At 72.2% G+C, this 14663-nt stretch carries 12 protein-coding genes and 5 tRNA genes; 11 read left to right on the top strand and 6 right to left on the bottom strand.

Annotation, left to right across the window (positions count from 1 at the left end):
• The first annotated feature begins 8 nt into the window (after positions 1–8).
• The 5 genes from ACFU8W_RS13360 to ACFU8W_RS13340 all read left to right on the top strand — a co-directional run bounded on the left by ACFU8W_RS13360 (position 9) and on the right by ACFU8W_RS13340 (position 8003).
• Positions 9–686, top strand: a complete 678-nt coding sequence (locus ACFU8W_RS13360) for a GNAT family N-acetyltransferase (protein ID WP_345513142.1) — start codon at positions 9–11, stop codon at positions 684–686.
• A 106-nt stretch (positions 687–792) separates the two neighbouring features.
• Entirely contained in the window at positions 793–2007 is a 1215-nt protein-coding gene (cbiE, locus tag ACFU8W_RS13355) for a precorrin-6y C5,15-methyltransferase (decarboxylating) subunit CbiE (protein ID WP_384035705.1), read from the top strand.
• 334 nt (positions 2008–2341) lie between these two features.
• Positions 2342–5626: a nicotinate-nucleotide--dimethylbenzimidazole phosphoribosyltransferase gene (gene cobT, locus ACFU8W_RS13350; protein WP_384035702.1), complete on the top strand. Its 3285-nt coding sequence runs from the start codon at positions 2342–2344 to the stop codon at positions 5624–5626.
• A gap of 237 nt (positions 5627–5863) precedes the next feature.
• Positions 5864–7120, top strand: a complete 1257-nt coding sequence (gene cobA, locus ACFU8W_RS13345; RefSeq protein WP_345513145.1) for a uroporphyrinogen-III C-methyltransferase — start codon at positions 5864–5866, stop codon at positions 7118–7120.
• A gap of 64 nt (positions 7121–7184) precedes the next feature.
• On the top strand, positions 7185–8003 hold the full coding sequence (locus tag ACFU8W_RS13340; RefSeq protein WP_345513146.1) for an RNA methyltransferase: 819 nt from the start codon (positions 7185–7187) through the stop codon (positions 8001–8003).
• On the opposite strand, the gene ACFU8W_RS13335 is transcribed toward ACFU8W_RS13340, so the two are convergent.
• Positions 7970–9361, bottom strand: a complete 1392-nt coding sequence (locus ACFU8W_RS13335) for a protein kinase (protein WP_384035697.1) — start codon at positions 9359–9361, stop codon at positions 7970–7972. The genes ACFU8W_RS13340 and ACFU8W_RS13335 overlap by 34 nt on opposite strands.
• 206 nt (positions 9362–9567) lie before the next feature.
• On the opposite strand from ACFU8W_RS13335, the gene ACFU8W_RS13330 reads away from it, so the two are divergent.
• The 4 genes from ACFU8W_RS13330 to ACFU8W_RS13315 all read left to right on the top strand — a co-directional run bounded on the left by ACFU8W_RS13330 (position 9568) and on the right by ACFU8W_RS13315 (position 11787).
• On the top strand, positions 9568–9825 hold the full coding sequence (locus ACFU8W_RS13330) for a hypothetical protein (RefSeq protein WP_345513149.1): 258 nt from the start codon (positions 9568–9570) through the stop codon (positions 9823–9825).
• 191 nt (positions 9826–10016) lie between these two features.
• Positions 10017–10226: a hypothetical protein gene (locus ACFU8W_RS13325; protein ID WP_345513150.1), complete on the top strand. Its 210-nt coding sequence runs from the start codon at positions 10017–10019 to the stop codon at positions 10224–10226.
• A 254-nt stretch (positions 10227–10480) separates the two neighbouring features.
• A complete protein-coding gene (locus ACFU8W_RS13320; protein WP_384035693.1) occupies positions 10481–11446 on the top strand; it encodes a phosphotransferase family protein in 966 nt (321 codons plus the stop codon).
• A gap of 68 nt (positions 11447–11514) precedes the next feature.
• Complete coding sequence (locus ACFU8W_RS13315) at positions 11515–11787, top strand: zf-TFIIB domain-containing protein (protein WP_384035690.1); 273 nt, start codon at positions 11515–11517, stop codon at positions 11785–11787.
• A 287-nt stretch (positions 11788–12074) separates the two neighbouring features.
• Here ACFU8W_RS13315 and ACFU8W_RS13310 read toward each other — a convergent pair.
• The 5 genes from ACFU8W_RS13310 to ACFU8W_RS13290 form a co-directional block, all read right to left on the bottom strand.
• Positions 12075–12149: transfer RNA gene (locus ACFU8W_RS13310), tRNA-Val, on the bottom strand.
• Between the two features lie 23 nt (positions 12150–12172).
• A tRNA-Val gene (locus ACFU8W_RS13305) sits at positions 12173–12244 on the bottom strand.
• Between the two features lie 20 nt (positions 12245–12264).
• Positions 12265–12336 (bottom strand) — tRNA-Val (locus ACFU8W_RS13300).
• Position 12337: 1 nt separating this feature from the next.
• Positions 12338–12411: transfer RNA gene (locus ACFU8W_RS13295), tRNA-Cys, on the bottom strand.
• A gap of 37 nt (positions 12412–12448) precedes the next feature.
• A tRNA-Gly gene (locus tag ACFU8W_RS13290) sits at positions 12449–12521 on the bottom strand.
• A 163-nt stretch (positions 12522–12684) separates the two neighbouring features.
• Here ACFU8W_RS13290 and ACFU8W_RS13285 point away from each other — a divergent pair.
• Both ACFU8W_RS13285 and ACFU8W_RS13280 read left to right on the top strand, forming a co-directional pair.
• Positions 12685–13719 carry a chorismate-binding protein gene (locus tag ACFU8W_RS13285; protein WP_384036200.1) on the top strand — a complete coding sequence of 345 codons (1035 nt, stop codon included), beginning with the start codon at positions 12685–12687 and terminating at the stop codon, positions 13717–13719.
• Positions 13719–14540, top strand: coding sequence for an aminotransferase class IV (locus tag ACFU8W_RS13280; protein WP_384036197.1), 822 nt, complete (start codon positions 13719–13721; stop codon positions 14538–14540). Before ACFU8W_RS13285 ends, ACFU8W_RS13280 begins: the two co-directional genes overlap by 1 nt.
• Positions 14541–14663 lie beyond the last annotated feature (123 nt).

The raw sequence follows: 14663 nt of genomic DNA, 5'->3' as shown, positions 1-14663 counted from the left end.
CATGCTGCATGCTGTGCCTTTACACGGTCTTCGGCATGGAGCTGCGCATGACTTCCACCTTTCCGTCCATCTCCATCAGCACGGATCGGTTGGTGCTGCGCCCCTTCGACATGGCCGACGTTCCCGCGTACGTCGAGATGATGAACGACGAACTCGTCACTGCCTGGACCGAGGCGCCCCACCCCTACACCCAGGTCGACGCCGAACGCTGGGTCCGCAGGATCGCTCCTGCACAGCGAACGGGCGGCGACGGCATCGTCTTCGCCGTCACCGAATTCCTCACCCAGCGCCTCGTCGGCTCGGTCCGGCTGCAGAACACCGACTGGCGCACCCTCGCCACCGAGGCCGCCTACATCACGGCCCCCTGGGCCCGCGGTGAGGGATACGCCACCGAGTCGGTCCTCGCCGTCGCCCAGTGGCTCTTCCGCGACCAGGGCTTCGAACGCATCGAACTGCGCACCGCCGCCGACAACACCGCCTCCCAGCAGGTCGCCCAGAAGCTCGGCTGCATCAGCGAGGGCGTGCTGCGCAACGCCCGGATAGCGCGCACTCAGACCGAGGACGGCGGCTGGACCGACATCAGGACCGACCTGATCGTCTGGGGCCTGCTTCCCGAGGACCTCGACGGAGTCGCCGAGCAGCTGGCCGACGCCGGCGGCTACGGCACCTACAGCGACTGGAACTGATGCAGGGGACCGCACCGGTACGGACCGGTCGGGGACCGGATAGTCTCACCCTGCCCGCCCTCTCGTGGGCAGCCCACCTGCGACAACTCCAGGAGACTGACGACAGATGGCCGACCGGGTCACGGTGATCGGCTGGGACGGCTCGCCGCTGACCACAGTGGCCACGGCCGCGCTCTCGGCCGCCACCCTCGTCGCGGGCGCCGCCCACCACCTCGCTCTCCCCGAAGTTCCGGCAGCAGCCGAACGGATCCGCCTCGGCTCCATCGACCTGGCCGCCCGCAGGATCGCCGGCCACCGCGGTACCGCCGTGGTCCTCGCCGACGGCGACCCCGGCTTCTTCGGGGTCGTACGCAATCTCCGCGCACCCGAACACGGACTGGAAGTCGAAGTCGTGCCCGCCGTGTCGGCCGTGGCCACCGCGTTCGCCCGCGCCGGAATGCCCTGGGAGGACGCCCAGATCGTCGTCGCCCACCCCCGCACCCTGCGCCGCGCCGTCAACGTCTGCCGCGCCCACCACAAGGTCGCCGTCCTCACCTCGCCCGGCGCGGGACCCGCCGAACTCGCCCTGCTCCTCGACGGCGTCCACCGCACCTTCGTCATCTGCGAGGAACTCGGCACCGCACGCGAACAGGTCACGGTCCTGACTTCCGACAAGGCCGCCGACCACGTCTGGCGCGACCCGAACGTCGTGATCGTCATCGGCGGCGGACCCGAACAGCAGACCACCGGTGCCTGGGTCTCGGGCCGCCACCCCCACGGCGTACGGGGCTGGGCACTGCCCTCCGACGCCTACCCGGACGGTGCCACCGGCCCCGAGGGCGAATCCCCGGGGCTGCGCGCCGCCCAACTCGCCCGCCTCGGCCCGCGTACCGGCGACCTCGTCTGGGACATCGGCTCGGGCAGTGGCGCCCTCTCCGTGGAGGCGGCGCGGTTCGGCGCGGCGGTCCTTGCGGTCGACAGCGACCCGGACGCCTGCGCCCGAACGGCGGCCGCTGCCCGCGCCTTCGGTGTACAGCTCCAGGTCGTCCAGGGCCGTGCACCCCATGTGCTGGAGCGGCTGCCCGAGCCGGATGTCGTACGGATCGGGGGCGGCGGCGTCCCCGTCGTCACCGCCGTCGCCGACCGCCGGCCCGAACGGATCGTCACCCACGCCTCGACCCGCGACGAGGCCGAAGCGCTCGGCGCCGCACTCACCGGGAACGGTTACACGGTCGAGTGCGCACTCCTCCAGTCCGTCGAACTCGACACGTCCGCATGGGTGGAGCGCGAACGCTCGGTCGTGTTTCTGCTCTCGGCCGTGCGATCGGACCTCGCCCCGTGACCCGGTCGGCGTACTGCGCGAGGTAGGCTGGCCGATCGTTGCACCGCACCTGGACGTTCGTCGGTTTGTTCGTCAATGTCCGGAAAAGGGGACCGTTTTGGACCTCGTTGTGGTACGGCAAACCCCGGGGGACGCGCAACGTGGCGCAGCCCACAGCGAGCCGTGGCAGAACTGCCTGCCGCGGCGGCGAACGGCCGCGAGAATGATGTATGTCCGCGTCCGATTCGTGCCGCGCGGCGAGCCCGCTCGTTCTTCATGACGAGCACCGGCGTGCCGTGTTCGGGCGCCCCGGGCGAAGGGCCGAAGGAGCACTGACGATGGGCGAGGGGTACGCATGAGTGACACCGGCCAGATCCCGGGCGAGGGACTGCCGGAGAGCGTAGGCATGGTGGAGCAACCGGGCATCCCCGCCCCGGGTGCGTACACCTTCCTCGACCCCTCCGAGCATGCGCCCGAGGACGACGACCTTCTGCTGATGCCGAGCCCGCAGGGCGCCTGGAGCGACCATCAGGTTGCCCCGGCCCCCGGTCAGCCGACGGACGGCGGAGCCGAGCAGGCCGCCTACCAGACGCAGCCGCAGGGCCGCCCCGCCACGCAGGCCGTACAGGCCCAGGGACCCGTGCAGGTCCAGGCACCGGACCCGGCGGTGTACGCCGTGCAGCAGGCGGTGGCCGGAGCGATGACCGAGACCGGGCAGGGCACGCACGAGTCCGGCGGCCGCGACTCGGGTGCCGTCGACCTCAATGGCGTACGTATGCCGGCCCAGGCCCCCGCTACCGCACAGGCTGCGGTGGCGCAGGCCGCCGCCCCCGTACGCCGACCGCTGCACCGCGGCCCGGCCTCGGGTGAGTCGACCCCGTCGTACGGCGGGACGCCGACCGGCGGAGTGGTCCGTTCGCTCGCCGACCGAGGACCCGCGGGCGCGCCGCAGACCCCGATGCCCGCACGGCACTCGGGACCGCCCACCACCGGTCCCGAGTACTTCGACCAGCCGGGCACCGATGCGGCTGTGCTGCCGGGCCCGCAGCTCGGCGAGATCCCGCCGCAGGGCGGGAGCCCGTGGGCGGCCCATGCACCGGAGCAGGTCGCGGCGCCCGTGGCCGCGGCACCCGTCGCAGAAACGGTCGTTCCGGAGTCCGTCCAGCCCGCCCCGGTGGCCGAACCGGCTGCAGAGCCGGTCGCCGTGCCGGCCGCGGCCGAGGTTCCGTTCGAGCCGTCCGCGGAGGCCCCCGCGCCGGTGGAGACGCCGGTGGAAGCAGCGTCCGCAGGCCAGTTCGTGCCCGTGGAGGGGTCGGTGCCGACCACCCCGCATCTGGCCCCGACGCCGGTCGCGGAGCCGGTCGCGGCATTCGAGCCCGCACCCGAACCCCTGCCCGAGCGCGTGGCGATCGCCGTCGAGCCCGCACCCGCCCCGGTCGTCGAGCCGACGGTCGAGCCCGCACCCGTCCCGGTCATCGAGACCGCCGAGACCGTCCATCCGGTCGAAGCGGTCGAAGCACCGGCCCCCGCGCCGGTCGCCGTCCAGGAGCCGGTCGTCGCCCCCGAGCCGGTCGTCGCTCCCGAGCCGGTCACCGCTCCGGAGGAGCCCGCCCCCGCACCCGTCCTCGTGGCCGAGGTTGCGCCCGAGGCGGTGACGGCCCCCGAACCGGAGCCCGAAACCGGCCCCGAGGTCATCGAGACCCCGGACCTCACGGCCCCCGTGGCCGACGCGCCCGCCGCAGTTGCCGCCGAGCCCGCAGAGGTCTCCGCGCACACGGAGCCGGCCGACACGGACTCGGCCGACACGGAGCCCGTTGCGGACCAGCAGCCCATCGAACCGGTCCCGGCCGTTGCCGCGGCAGAGCCCGAGGGCGCGGAGGCCGCCGCCCAGACCCCGGCTCCCGCCTCCGCACCCGCCCCCGGCTACGACGACGCCGAGCGCGAAGCCGTGCTCCGGGTGATGCGCGAACGCCGCGACATCCGCAACGGCTTCCGCAGCGACCCCATCCCGCACGAGGTCCTGCTCCGCGTCCTCGAAGCCGCGCACACGGCGCCCAGCGTCGGCCACTCGCAGCCCTGGGACTTCGTCGTCATCCGCTCGGCGGAGACCCGCCGCTCCATGCACGAACTGGCGCAGCGTCAGCGCGACGCCTACGCCAAGTCGCTGCCCAAGGGCCGGGCCAAGCAGTTCAAGGAACTGAAGATCGAGGCGATCCTCGACACCCCGGTCAACATCGTCGTCACCGCCGACCCCACCCGCGGCGGCCGCCACACGCTCGGCCGGCACACCCAGCCGCAGATGGCCCCGTACTCCTCGGCGCTCGCCGTCGAGAACCTGTGGCTCGCCGCTCGCGCGGAGGGCCTCGGTGTCGGCTGGGTCAGCTTCTTCGACGAGCGCGAGATGGTCCGCGCCCTGGGCCTGCCCGAGCACCTCGAAGTCGTCGCGTACCTCTGTGTCGGTTACGTCGACGAGTTCCCCGAGGAGCCCGAACTGATGCAGGCGGGCTGGTCCAAGCGCCGCCCGCTGTCCTGGGTCGTCCACGAGGAGACGTACGGTCGCCGCGCCCTGCCCGGTGAGGAACCGCACGACCTGCTGCAGGAGACCATCTCCAACATCCGCCCGCTGGATGCCAAGGCGCTCGGCGAGGCCTGGGAACGCCAGAAGCGGATGACCAAGCCGGCCGGTGCGCTCGGCATGCTGGAGATCATCTCCGCACAGCTCTCCGGCCTCTCCCGGATGTGCCCGCCGCCCATCCCGGAGCCCGCGGCCGTCGCGATCTTCGCCGGGGACCACGGCGTGCACGCCCAGGGCGTCACCGCGTGGCCGCAGGAGGTCACCGGCCAGATGGTCGCCAACTTCCTCGGCGGCGGCGCGGTCTGCAACGCGTTTGCGTCCCAGGTCGGCGCCGAAGTGTGCGTGGTCGACGTCGGCGTCGCCACGGAGCTGCCCGCGACACCCGGACTGCTGCCCCGCAAGGTGCGCGCCGGCACGGCCGACTTCACCACCGGCCCCGCCCTCACCCGCGAGGAGGTCCTCTCGGCCATCGAGGTCGGCATCGAGACCGCCCGCGACCTGGTCGCGGCGGGCAACAAGGGCCTGCTCACCGGTGAGATGGGCATCGCCAACACCACCGCGTCCGCCGCGCTGATCTGCGTGTACACCGGCATGGACCCGGCCGAGGTGACCGGTCGCGGCACCGGCATCAACGACGAGATGCACGCCCGCAAGGTCGACGTGGTCCGCCGGGCCCTCGAACTGCACCAGCCCGACCCGGCCGACCCGATCGGTGTACTCGCCGCGGTCGGCGGCCTGGAGCACGCCGCGATGGCAGGCTTCCTGCTCGGCGGCGCCTCGCTCCGTACGCCCGTCATCCTGGACGGCGTCAGCGCGGGCGCCGCGGCCCTGGTCGCCCGGGCGATCGCCCCCGAGGCCCTCGCCGCATGCATCGCCGGCCACCGCAGCGCCGAGCCCGGCCACGTGGCCGCGCTCAACAAGCTGGGTCTGCGCCCACTGGTCGACCTCGACCTCCGCCTCGGTGAAGGAACGGGCGCGCTGCTGGCGCTCCCGATCGTGCAGAGCGCGGCGCGGGCCATGCACGAGGTGGCGACGTTCGACTCGGCAGGCGTCACCGAGAAGTAGCGCCGGCCGTGCTCGGCCCGGCCGGCGCCTGAGGCGCGGGTCCGGGGCGGAGCCACGGTTTCGGGCAGGGGCGGGCAGGGGACGGCTCCGCGCAGGGCCGCCCACCCGCCCCACCGTCCCTCCCCGCGCCCCGACGCACCCCGTATCGTGGACCCACGCCCCACGAAACCGCATGTCACAGCCGCTCCACCGCCGCAGCGGCCCGCACCCCGCATTGCACGAGGAGCCCGCACCGCCATGGCCGAGCACGCCGATCACCCCGCGTACCCCGTCGGACTGCGCCTGAGCGGGCGCCGCGTCGTCGTCGTCGGCGGCGGCCAGGTCGCACAGCGCCGCCTCCCCGCGCTCGTCGCGGCGGGTGCCGACATCACCCTCGTATCGCCATCCGCGACTCCGTCCGTCGAGGCGATGGCCGACGCCGGTGAGATCCGCTGGGAGCGCCGCCGGTACGAGGACGGGGACCTGACCGACACCTGGTACGCGCTCATCGCCTCCGACGACGCCGCCGCGAACGACGCCGCGTCCGCCGAGGCCGAGCGCACCCGCACCTGGTGTGTGCGCAGCGACAACGCCGACGTGGCCACCGCCTGGACCCCGGCCACCGGTCGCAGCGAGGGCGTCACCGTCGCCGTCCTCTCCACCGACGCCCAGGGCCGCGACCCGCGTCATTCCGCCGCCGTCCGCGACGCCATCGTCGAGGGCCTGCGCGACGGCACGCTGGCCGCCCCGCACCACCGCACCCGCCCCACCCCCGGTGTCTCCCTGGTCGGCGGCGGCCCCGGCGACCCCGACCTGATCACCGTGCGCGGCCGTCGCCTCCTCGCCGAGGCCGATGTCGTCATCGCCGACCGGCTCGGCCCGCGTGACCTGCTCGACGAACTGCCGCCGCACGTCGAGGTGATCGACGCGGCGAAGATCCCGTACGGCCGTTTCATGGCGCAGGAGGCGATCAACCAGGCGCTCATCGAGCACGCCAAGGCGGGCAAGGCTGTCGTCCGGCTCAAGGGCGGCGACCCGTTCGTCTTCGGCCGGGGCATGGAGGAGGCGCAGGCGCTCGCCGCCGAGGGCATCCCGTGCACCGTCGTCCCCGGCATCTCCAGCTCGATCTCCGTGCCCGGCGCAGCCGGAATCCCCGTCACCCACCGCGGGGTCGCCCACGAGTTCACCGTTGTCAGCGGTCATGTCGCCCCCGACGACGAGCGCTCGCTGGTCGACTGGGCGGCGCTCGCGCGGCTGCGCGGAACCCTCGTGCTGCTGATGGCCGTCGACAAGATCGGCGCCATCGCAAAGGCCCTCATCGACCACGGCAAGTCCCCGGACACCCCGGTCGCCCTGGTCCAGGAGGGCACGACGGCATCCCAGCGCCGCGTCGACGCGACCCTCGCGACCGTCGGCGAACGGGCCGTCGCCGAAGAGGTGCGGCCCCCGGCCGTGATCGTCATCGGCGATGTCGTCGCGGTCGGTACGGACACCGCCCCGCACCCCGCCGAGTAACCAGCGGTAACGGATCTTTTTCCAAGCCGTTGGCACCACACACCGGACAAGGCAGTATCAACCTGTGGCAGATCTCATCACCGTCGACGACCCCGACGACCCTCGCCTGCGCGACTACACGGGCCTGACCGACGTCGAACTCCGGCGCAGGCGGGAGCCGGCCGAAGGACTCTTCATCGCCGAGGGCGAGAAGGTGATCAGACGCGCCCGGCACGCCGGGTACGAGATGCGGTCCATGCTGCTCTCGGCGAAGTGGGTCGATGTGATGCGCGACGTCATCGACGAGGTCCCGGCCCCGGTGTACGCGGTCAGCCCGGAGCTCGCCGAACGTGTCACCGGCTACCACGTGCATCGCGGCGCGCTCGCCTCCATGCAGCGCAAGCCGCTGCCGGCGGTCGAGGAGCTGCTGGCGACGACCCGCCGCGTCGTCGTCATGGAGGCGGTCAACGACCACACCAACATCGGAGCCATCTTCCGCAGCGCCGCCGCCCTCGGGATGGACGCGGTGCTGCTCTCCCCGGACTGTGCGGACCCGCTGTACCGACGCTCCGTCAAGGTTTCCATGGGCGCCGTGTTCTCCGTTCCGTACGCCCGCCTCGACACCTGGCCGAAGGCACTGGAGACCGTACGGGAAGCGGGGTTCAGGCTTCTCGCCCTCACCCCCGACGACAAGGCCGGCAGCATCGAGGAGGCGGCGCCGCACCGGATGGACAAGGTGGCGCTGATGCTCGGTGCCGAGGGCGACGGACTGTCCACGCAGGCCCTGGTCGCCGCCGACGAATGGGTACGGATTCCGATGGCGCACGGCGTCGACTCGCTGAACGTGGGCGCGGCCGCCGCGGTCGCGTTCTACGCGGTGGCGACGGGCCGCCCGCAGGACTGACCGCCTGCCGTTTCCTGACACGGATCGTCGGGGCGCAGCGGCTGATGCTGCCCGTGCCGACCGGGGGTGTCCATGACGCCCAGCCCGCGGGCCGGCCCCTGGCAGCCCTGCGCCGCCGCGATGCCCAGTGCCACGAGCAGCGTCACCACGACGAAGACGACGAGCCGCTGCCGCAGCAGCCGCGGATTGGCGGGACGCCGGCCCGTCGAGGTCGTGCGGGCGCCGGGTCGCGTGCCCGGCCGGCCGTTCGTCCCGTTCGTGCCCTGCGGGCGCTTGCCGGAGCGTGTCGTATTGCGCGGCACCTGCTGCTGAGGGCGCGAGCCACCGGGGCGGGACGACGCACCACGCGGAGGCGCCGAGGCCTGCCGGCTCTGCGGACGGGGCGGCGCCGAGGCCTGCCGGCTCTGCGGACGGGGCGGCGGCGAGCCCGCCGCGCGACGGGTCTGCTGTTCGGTGTACGGGCCGTCGAGCCGACCGGTCGGCCGGTCCAGCTCCCGCGCCGAGCGCTGGGCGGGCGGCCGGTTCTCGTGCAGGCCGTGTGCCTCACGGGCTGCGATCTCCTTGAGGCGCATGGAGAGTTGAAGCGTGCTCGGCCGCTCCTCCGGATCCTTCGCGAGACAGGCACTCACCAGTGGCGCCAGCGCGTCGTGCACGTCGTACAACTGCGGTTCCTCGTGCACCACGCGGTAGAGCATCACCTCGGAACTGCCTTGCCCGAAAGGCGAGTCGGCCGTCGCCGCGTACGCCAGCGTGGCACCGAGCGAGAAGACGTCCGTCGCGGGCGTCACCGCCGCGCCCCGCACCTGCTCGGGCGCGAGGAATCCCGGCGAGCCCACCGCTGTACCGACATGCGTGAGCGTGCTCGCCCCGGTCGACCAGGCGATCCCGAAATCGATGATCCGGGGGCCCTTGGGGGAGAGGAGGATGTTCGACGGCTTCAGGTCGCGATGGACGACACCCGCCTCGTGCACCGCCACGAGCCCCTCGGAGAGCGCCGCCCCGATCGACGCCACCTCGGCCGCCGACAGCGGACCTTCCTCGGCCACCTTGTCGTGCAGCGAGGGCCCGGGGACGTACTGTGTCGCGAACCACGGGCGTTCCGCCTCCAGATCGGCGGCCACCAGACGTGCCGTACAACCGCCCCGGATCCGCCGTGCCGCCGATACCTCGCGCGCGAAACGCGAACGGAACTCCTGGTCCTCGGCGAGATCCGGGCGGATCACCTTGAGCGCCACCCGCTGGCCGCGCCGGTCCGAACCGAGATAGACGACACCCATGCCGCCCGCGCCGAGTCGCCGGTGCAGCCTGAACGAGCCGACGACACGCGGGTCCTCGCGCCGGAGCCGCATCATCGCCATCGTCTGCCCATCCCCGCTGCCTGGTCCGCCTGACGTGGCACAGCTTACGTACCCGTGGCCCGGCGCGCTCAGAGGCCGCGCCCTCGCCCGTCGATCGATTGTCAGTGCCGGGTGGGAAACTTGAAGAGTGGTCAGGGGGCCGCGGATCCACGCTCCCGGGCCCGTGCGAGATCTCAAAGGTCCGTCGCAGAAGGGGGATTGGATCAGTGAAGGGCGATCGTGTGGAGATAGTCGTGGACGCGGGAGACACGACGCGTACGTACGAGGTGGTGGCCACCAGAGCAGGCCGCCGTGTGGAGACAGCCGTCCGCCGAGGCGTGGTCGAAGTGAGTGAAGTCACTCGCAGCGGCACCGCCGTCCGTACCGCCCGTTTCATGGCGACCAGGGTGCTCGCCCTGGTCGAACAACCGGTCCCGAGGCAGGACGCATCCGAGCGTCACCTCCGGGATGACCCCAAGGCGTAGCGCAGGATCTCCACCCAGGGGAGTACAACGACCACCCACGGCTCATCCTCCGGGAGGCCCGGCATTCGGTACGCGGGCATGACGACCCCTCCTCTCCGCGTCCCTAATGTTGAACTCAAGCGGCGGGCGTTGCACTCGTCCCCCGAGGTCACACGCCCGCCGCTCCAACGATTCAGGTCAGGAGAGGAACCATGGCGGACACGGCGACGCGGACGATGATCCGCACGCAGGGACGCAGGGCTCATGCCGCGTTCGGCGGCCGCCGGTCGTCCGGTACGCGCCACCCGCTGGTGGCGACGGCCATGGTTCTTCCTCTGGCGGCCCTGCTCGTAGTCGTCTTCGGCGGCTGGGACGCGGTGGTCACACAGGCGTCGTCCGTGGGCGTGATGCTGGGGCGCTGAGCGGCGCCCCGGGTCCGGAAGAGCGGTCCGGACCGGGACATCCGGCCAACAACCCCGTGGGGACGGGGGTGCGGCGGACGGCAGCGTTTGTCCGGTCAGCTGGGGAGCTGACCGGACATCGCGCTGTCCGGGGGCAGTACGCGGCGGCGGACCACACCGTCGTCACGCGGTCGCCACGGCTTGCGGGGCAGCGCGTACGCTCGTCGGCGTGCCCGGGGCGGACCGGGCCGTACCTGTTGCCACCGGGGGAGACCGTGACCACCGCAGTTGTCCGCGCGCTGGGCGCCCTCGCCCATGACACGGCCCACCCGCACCGGCGCACCGCGGCCCCCTGCCCTTCCTGCCCGGCACCGGCGGTGCTCGCGGACCGCGCCGACGGTACGGTCGTCCGCTCCGGCCCCGTGGTCGCAAAGGCCCACGCCGCGGACACCGACACCGCCGCTCTGGCCGCCCGCACGGCCCTGGCCTCGGCCCCCGCCCTCAGCGGCATCCTGCTGCCACCCGTACCCCAGCCTTCTGTCCCCGTGGTCGACGGCCGTCCGGTGACCCTGTGGCCCCACGGTGAACCGGTCGACCCCGCGGACCCCGACGCCGCGCCCTGGGAAGCGTCCGCCGTCCTCCTGGCCCGGCTCCACCGCACCGCGCCCCCGCCCGCCCTTCCTCCCATGCGCGGACCCGCAAAAGCCGCTCGCGCCGTGGCCCGGATGCGCGCCGCCCGGCCGGGTGATCCGGCCACCGCCCCCGTACGCGAAGCATGGCGGCGCCTGCCCGCCTGGGCCCGTGACGAAGCCCCCGCACCCCGGCACCGCTCGTACTTCATCTGCCACGGTGATCTCCACCTCGGCCAGCTCGTCCGCCACCCCGCGACGCATGGCCGATGGCTGCTGATCGACGTCGACGACGCGGGGCTCGGCGACCCCGCCTGGGACCTCGCGCGCCCGGCCGCCTGGTACGCGGCAGGACTGCTGCCCGCCGAGGTCTGGCTGCGCTTCCTGGATGCCTACCGGGCAGCGGGCGGGCCCGCCGTACGGGCCGACGGCGATCCCTGGCCAGAACTTGACGTTCCGGCCCGCGCCCTGACGGTTCAGGCCGCGGCACTGGCCTTGGCCAAGTCCGCGGCGGAGGGGCGAAATCCGGATGAGGTGGAACAGACGATGATCGACGCCTGTGCCCGAATCGCGTCCCTCCCGGCCGAGTTGGCGGGCGAGCACTCGTCGTAGGGTGAACCGATCGTCTCCGGGCATGCATTCCGGCGACGGCGAACCGACGGCGAGGAGCTGAGCCGACCATGCAGTGTCCCAAGTGCCACGCGCAGATGCAGACCTACAACCGCAATGGCATCCAGATCGAGCAGTGCAGCGGCTGCCGGGGGATATTCCTCGACTACGGCGAGCTGGAGACCCTGACCCGCATCGAGGCGCAGTGGACCCAGCAGGCCCCGCCCGCGCCGCCGGCCCCCCAGGCCTACCCCGCCGCGCCGGCCCCCGCCTGGGGTGCCCCGCAGCACCACGGCGGGCACTACCGGCACAAGAGCTTCGGCCACATGCTCTTCTCGTCCTGACCCGCCCCGCACCACGCCGCGGGCCCGGACGCACTGCGTCCGGGCCCGCAGTGCGTCCGATGCGCGCACTGTGCACGGTCCGGGACCGCGCGATGTACACATCCCGCGGGATGCATACCGTCGACAACTTCTGTCAGGCATCCAGGCGGCGGCATGGTTGATCCTTGAAGTTCCGGCCCATGACCTTCCTCGACAGGCCACCCAGCTCTTCACCGGCTGACCCGGGCGGACTCGACCCGCACCGCAGCCACGACAAAGCCCCGGTCGTCGAGACGACCGGGGCTTGCTGGTGCGCGATACTGGGATTGAACCAGTGGCCTCTTCCGTGTCAGGGAAGCGCTCTCCCGCTGAGCTAATCGCGCAGGGTGACCCTGCGTGTACTGCGTGCGCGATACTGGGATTGAACCAGTGACCTCTTCCGTGTCAGGGAAGCGCTCTCCCGCTGAGCTAATCGCGCGGGGGATCCTTGCGGACCAGTGGACGATACTGGGATTGAACCAGTGACCTCTTCCGTGTCAGGGAAGCGCTCTCCCGCTGAGCTAATCGTCCTTGGAGGTGGAGACGGGATTTGAACCCGTGTAGACGGCTTTGCAGGCCGTTGCCTCGCCTCTCGGCCACTCCACCAGGAGTGCAGGGGTTCGGGAAAAGATCCCCCACTTCGAGCGGACGACGAGATTCGAACTCGCGACCCTCACCTTGGCAAGGTGATGCTCTACCAACTGAGCCACGTCCGCTTGTCGTTTCCGTTTCACTTGCGTGTCCCGGCGACGTGTTGAACTCTAGCGGATTCCTGGGCCAGTACAAAAACGCGTTTGTGCAGCGTGCTGAGGTGCACTCGCCCCGGCGCAGGTCACCGTGCACCGTCCTAGACTCACCCACGTGCACGACCTTGCTCCAATGGCCCGCTTCGGCGGCCTCGTCGCGTCCGAACTGCGGGACGTGACCAGTGATCCCTCAGCCCTCGACTCGTCCGGGTTCTGGGCAGTATGCGCCGATTTCGAGGGCCGTCTCGTCTGCGCCCGCTTCGGGACCGTACGGACCGAACCGGTGCCCGCACCCGTCCCCGGAGCCTGGCGCGGGCCCGGAGTCGGCGACTGGGTCTCGTCCCTGGACCGTGCCGCGTACACCGCGGGCGTACGCCGGATCCGCGAGCACATCGCGGCGGGCGAGGTCTACCAGGCCAACCTCTGCCGGGTGATGTCCGCGAAGCTGCCGGACCCGGCCGCCGCCGACGTCGACGCCCTCACTGCGCTGCTCGCGCGCGGCAACCCCGCCCCGTACGCAGGAACGATCCGTCTGCCCGCGCACGGCGTGGAGATCGCCACCGCGTCCCCCGAACTCTTCCTGAGCCGGGACGGACGGACCGTCGAGTCCGGACCGATCAAGGGCACCGGTCGCACCGAGGCGGATCTGCTGGAGAAGGACCACGCCGAGAACGTGATGATCGTCGACCTGGTCCGCAACGACCTGGGCCGGGTCTGTGCCACCGGATCGGTCACCGTCCCCGACCTCTGCGTGGTGGAGAAGCACCCCGGGCTCGTCCACCTCGTCTCCACCGTGCGTGGCCGCCTCGCCGACGGCGCCGGCTGGCCCGAACTGCTCGCCGCCGCATTCCCGCCCGGCTCCGTCACCGGTGCACCCAAATCCAGCGCGCTCCGCATCATCGAGTCCCTGGAGACCGCACCCCGGGGTCCGTACTGCGGCGGCATCGGCTGGGTCGACGCCGACCGGGCCACCGCCGGTCTCGCCGTCGGCATACGGACCTTCTGGATCGACCGGACCGCAGGGGCCCCGGTCCTCAGGTTCGGCACCGGCGCCGGGATCACCTGGGGCTCCGATCCGGAGCGCGAATGGGACGAGACCGAGCTCAAGGCCGCCCGGCTGCTCGCTGTAGCGTCGGGCGCCCACCAAGAAACAGGAAGGACCGCATGATGTGGATGTGGGTCAACGGCGAACTGCGTGACGCCGCCGACGCCCGGGTGTCCGTGCTCGACCACGGACTGACCGTGGGGGACGGGATCTTCGAGACCGTCAGGACCACCGGGGGCCGCCCCTTCGCCCTCACCCGGCACCTCGACCGGCTGACCCGCTCGGCCCGCGGTCTCGGGTTGCCCGACCCCGACCTCGACGAGGTGCGCAGGGCCTGCGCCGCCGTCATCGAGGCCAACCCGATGGAACTCGGCCGGCTCCGCATCACGTACACCGGCGGCCTCTCCCCGCTCGGCTCCGACCGTGGCAACGACGGACCGAGCCTGGTCGTCGCACTCGGGGAGGCCACGCGCCGCCCCGACACCACCGCTGTGATCACGGTCCCGTGGACCCGCAACGAACGCGGCGCACTGGCCGGGCTCAAGACCACCTCGTACGCGGAGAACGTCGTCGCCCTCGCCCGCGCCCATGCGCAGGGCGCATCCGAGGCGCTCTTCGCCAACACCGTCGGACAGCTCTGCGAAGGCACCGGGTCGAATGTCTTCGTCGTCCTCGACGGACAGCTCCACACCCCGCCGATCGCCTCGGGCTGCCTCGCCGGGATCACCCGCGCACTGGCCGTCGAATGGTCCGGGGCACTGGAGACCGAGCTTCACCTGGACGTCCTGGAGCACGCCGAGGAGATCTTCCTGACCTCCACCCTCCGGGACGTCCAGGCCGTCCACCGGGTCGACGGCCGCGAGCTGCCCGGCGGACCCGGGCCGGTGACGGCCAAGGCCATGCGGGTCTTCGAGGAGCGCGCCGGGAACGACCTCGACCCGTGAGCCGGGCCCATGACCCGGTCCGATCCGCACAATGGTCCCGAGCCGCGGACACCGTTGCGGGCCGTACAACGGAATCGGTCCGCAAAACCGGGTGACGGGCCGCGGCGCAGCGGATAGAACACC

Source organism: Streptomyces sp. NPDC057565, assembly GCF_042801455.1.
Lineage (GTDB): Bacteria > Actinomycetota > Actinomycetes > Streptomycetales > Streptomycetaceae > Streptomyces > Streptomyces yanii.
Note: the sequence above shows the minus strand (reverse complement) of the source record. Positions and strands in the feature narration are given on the sequence as shown.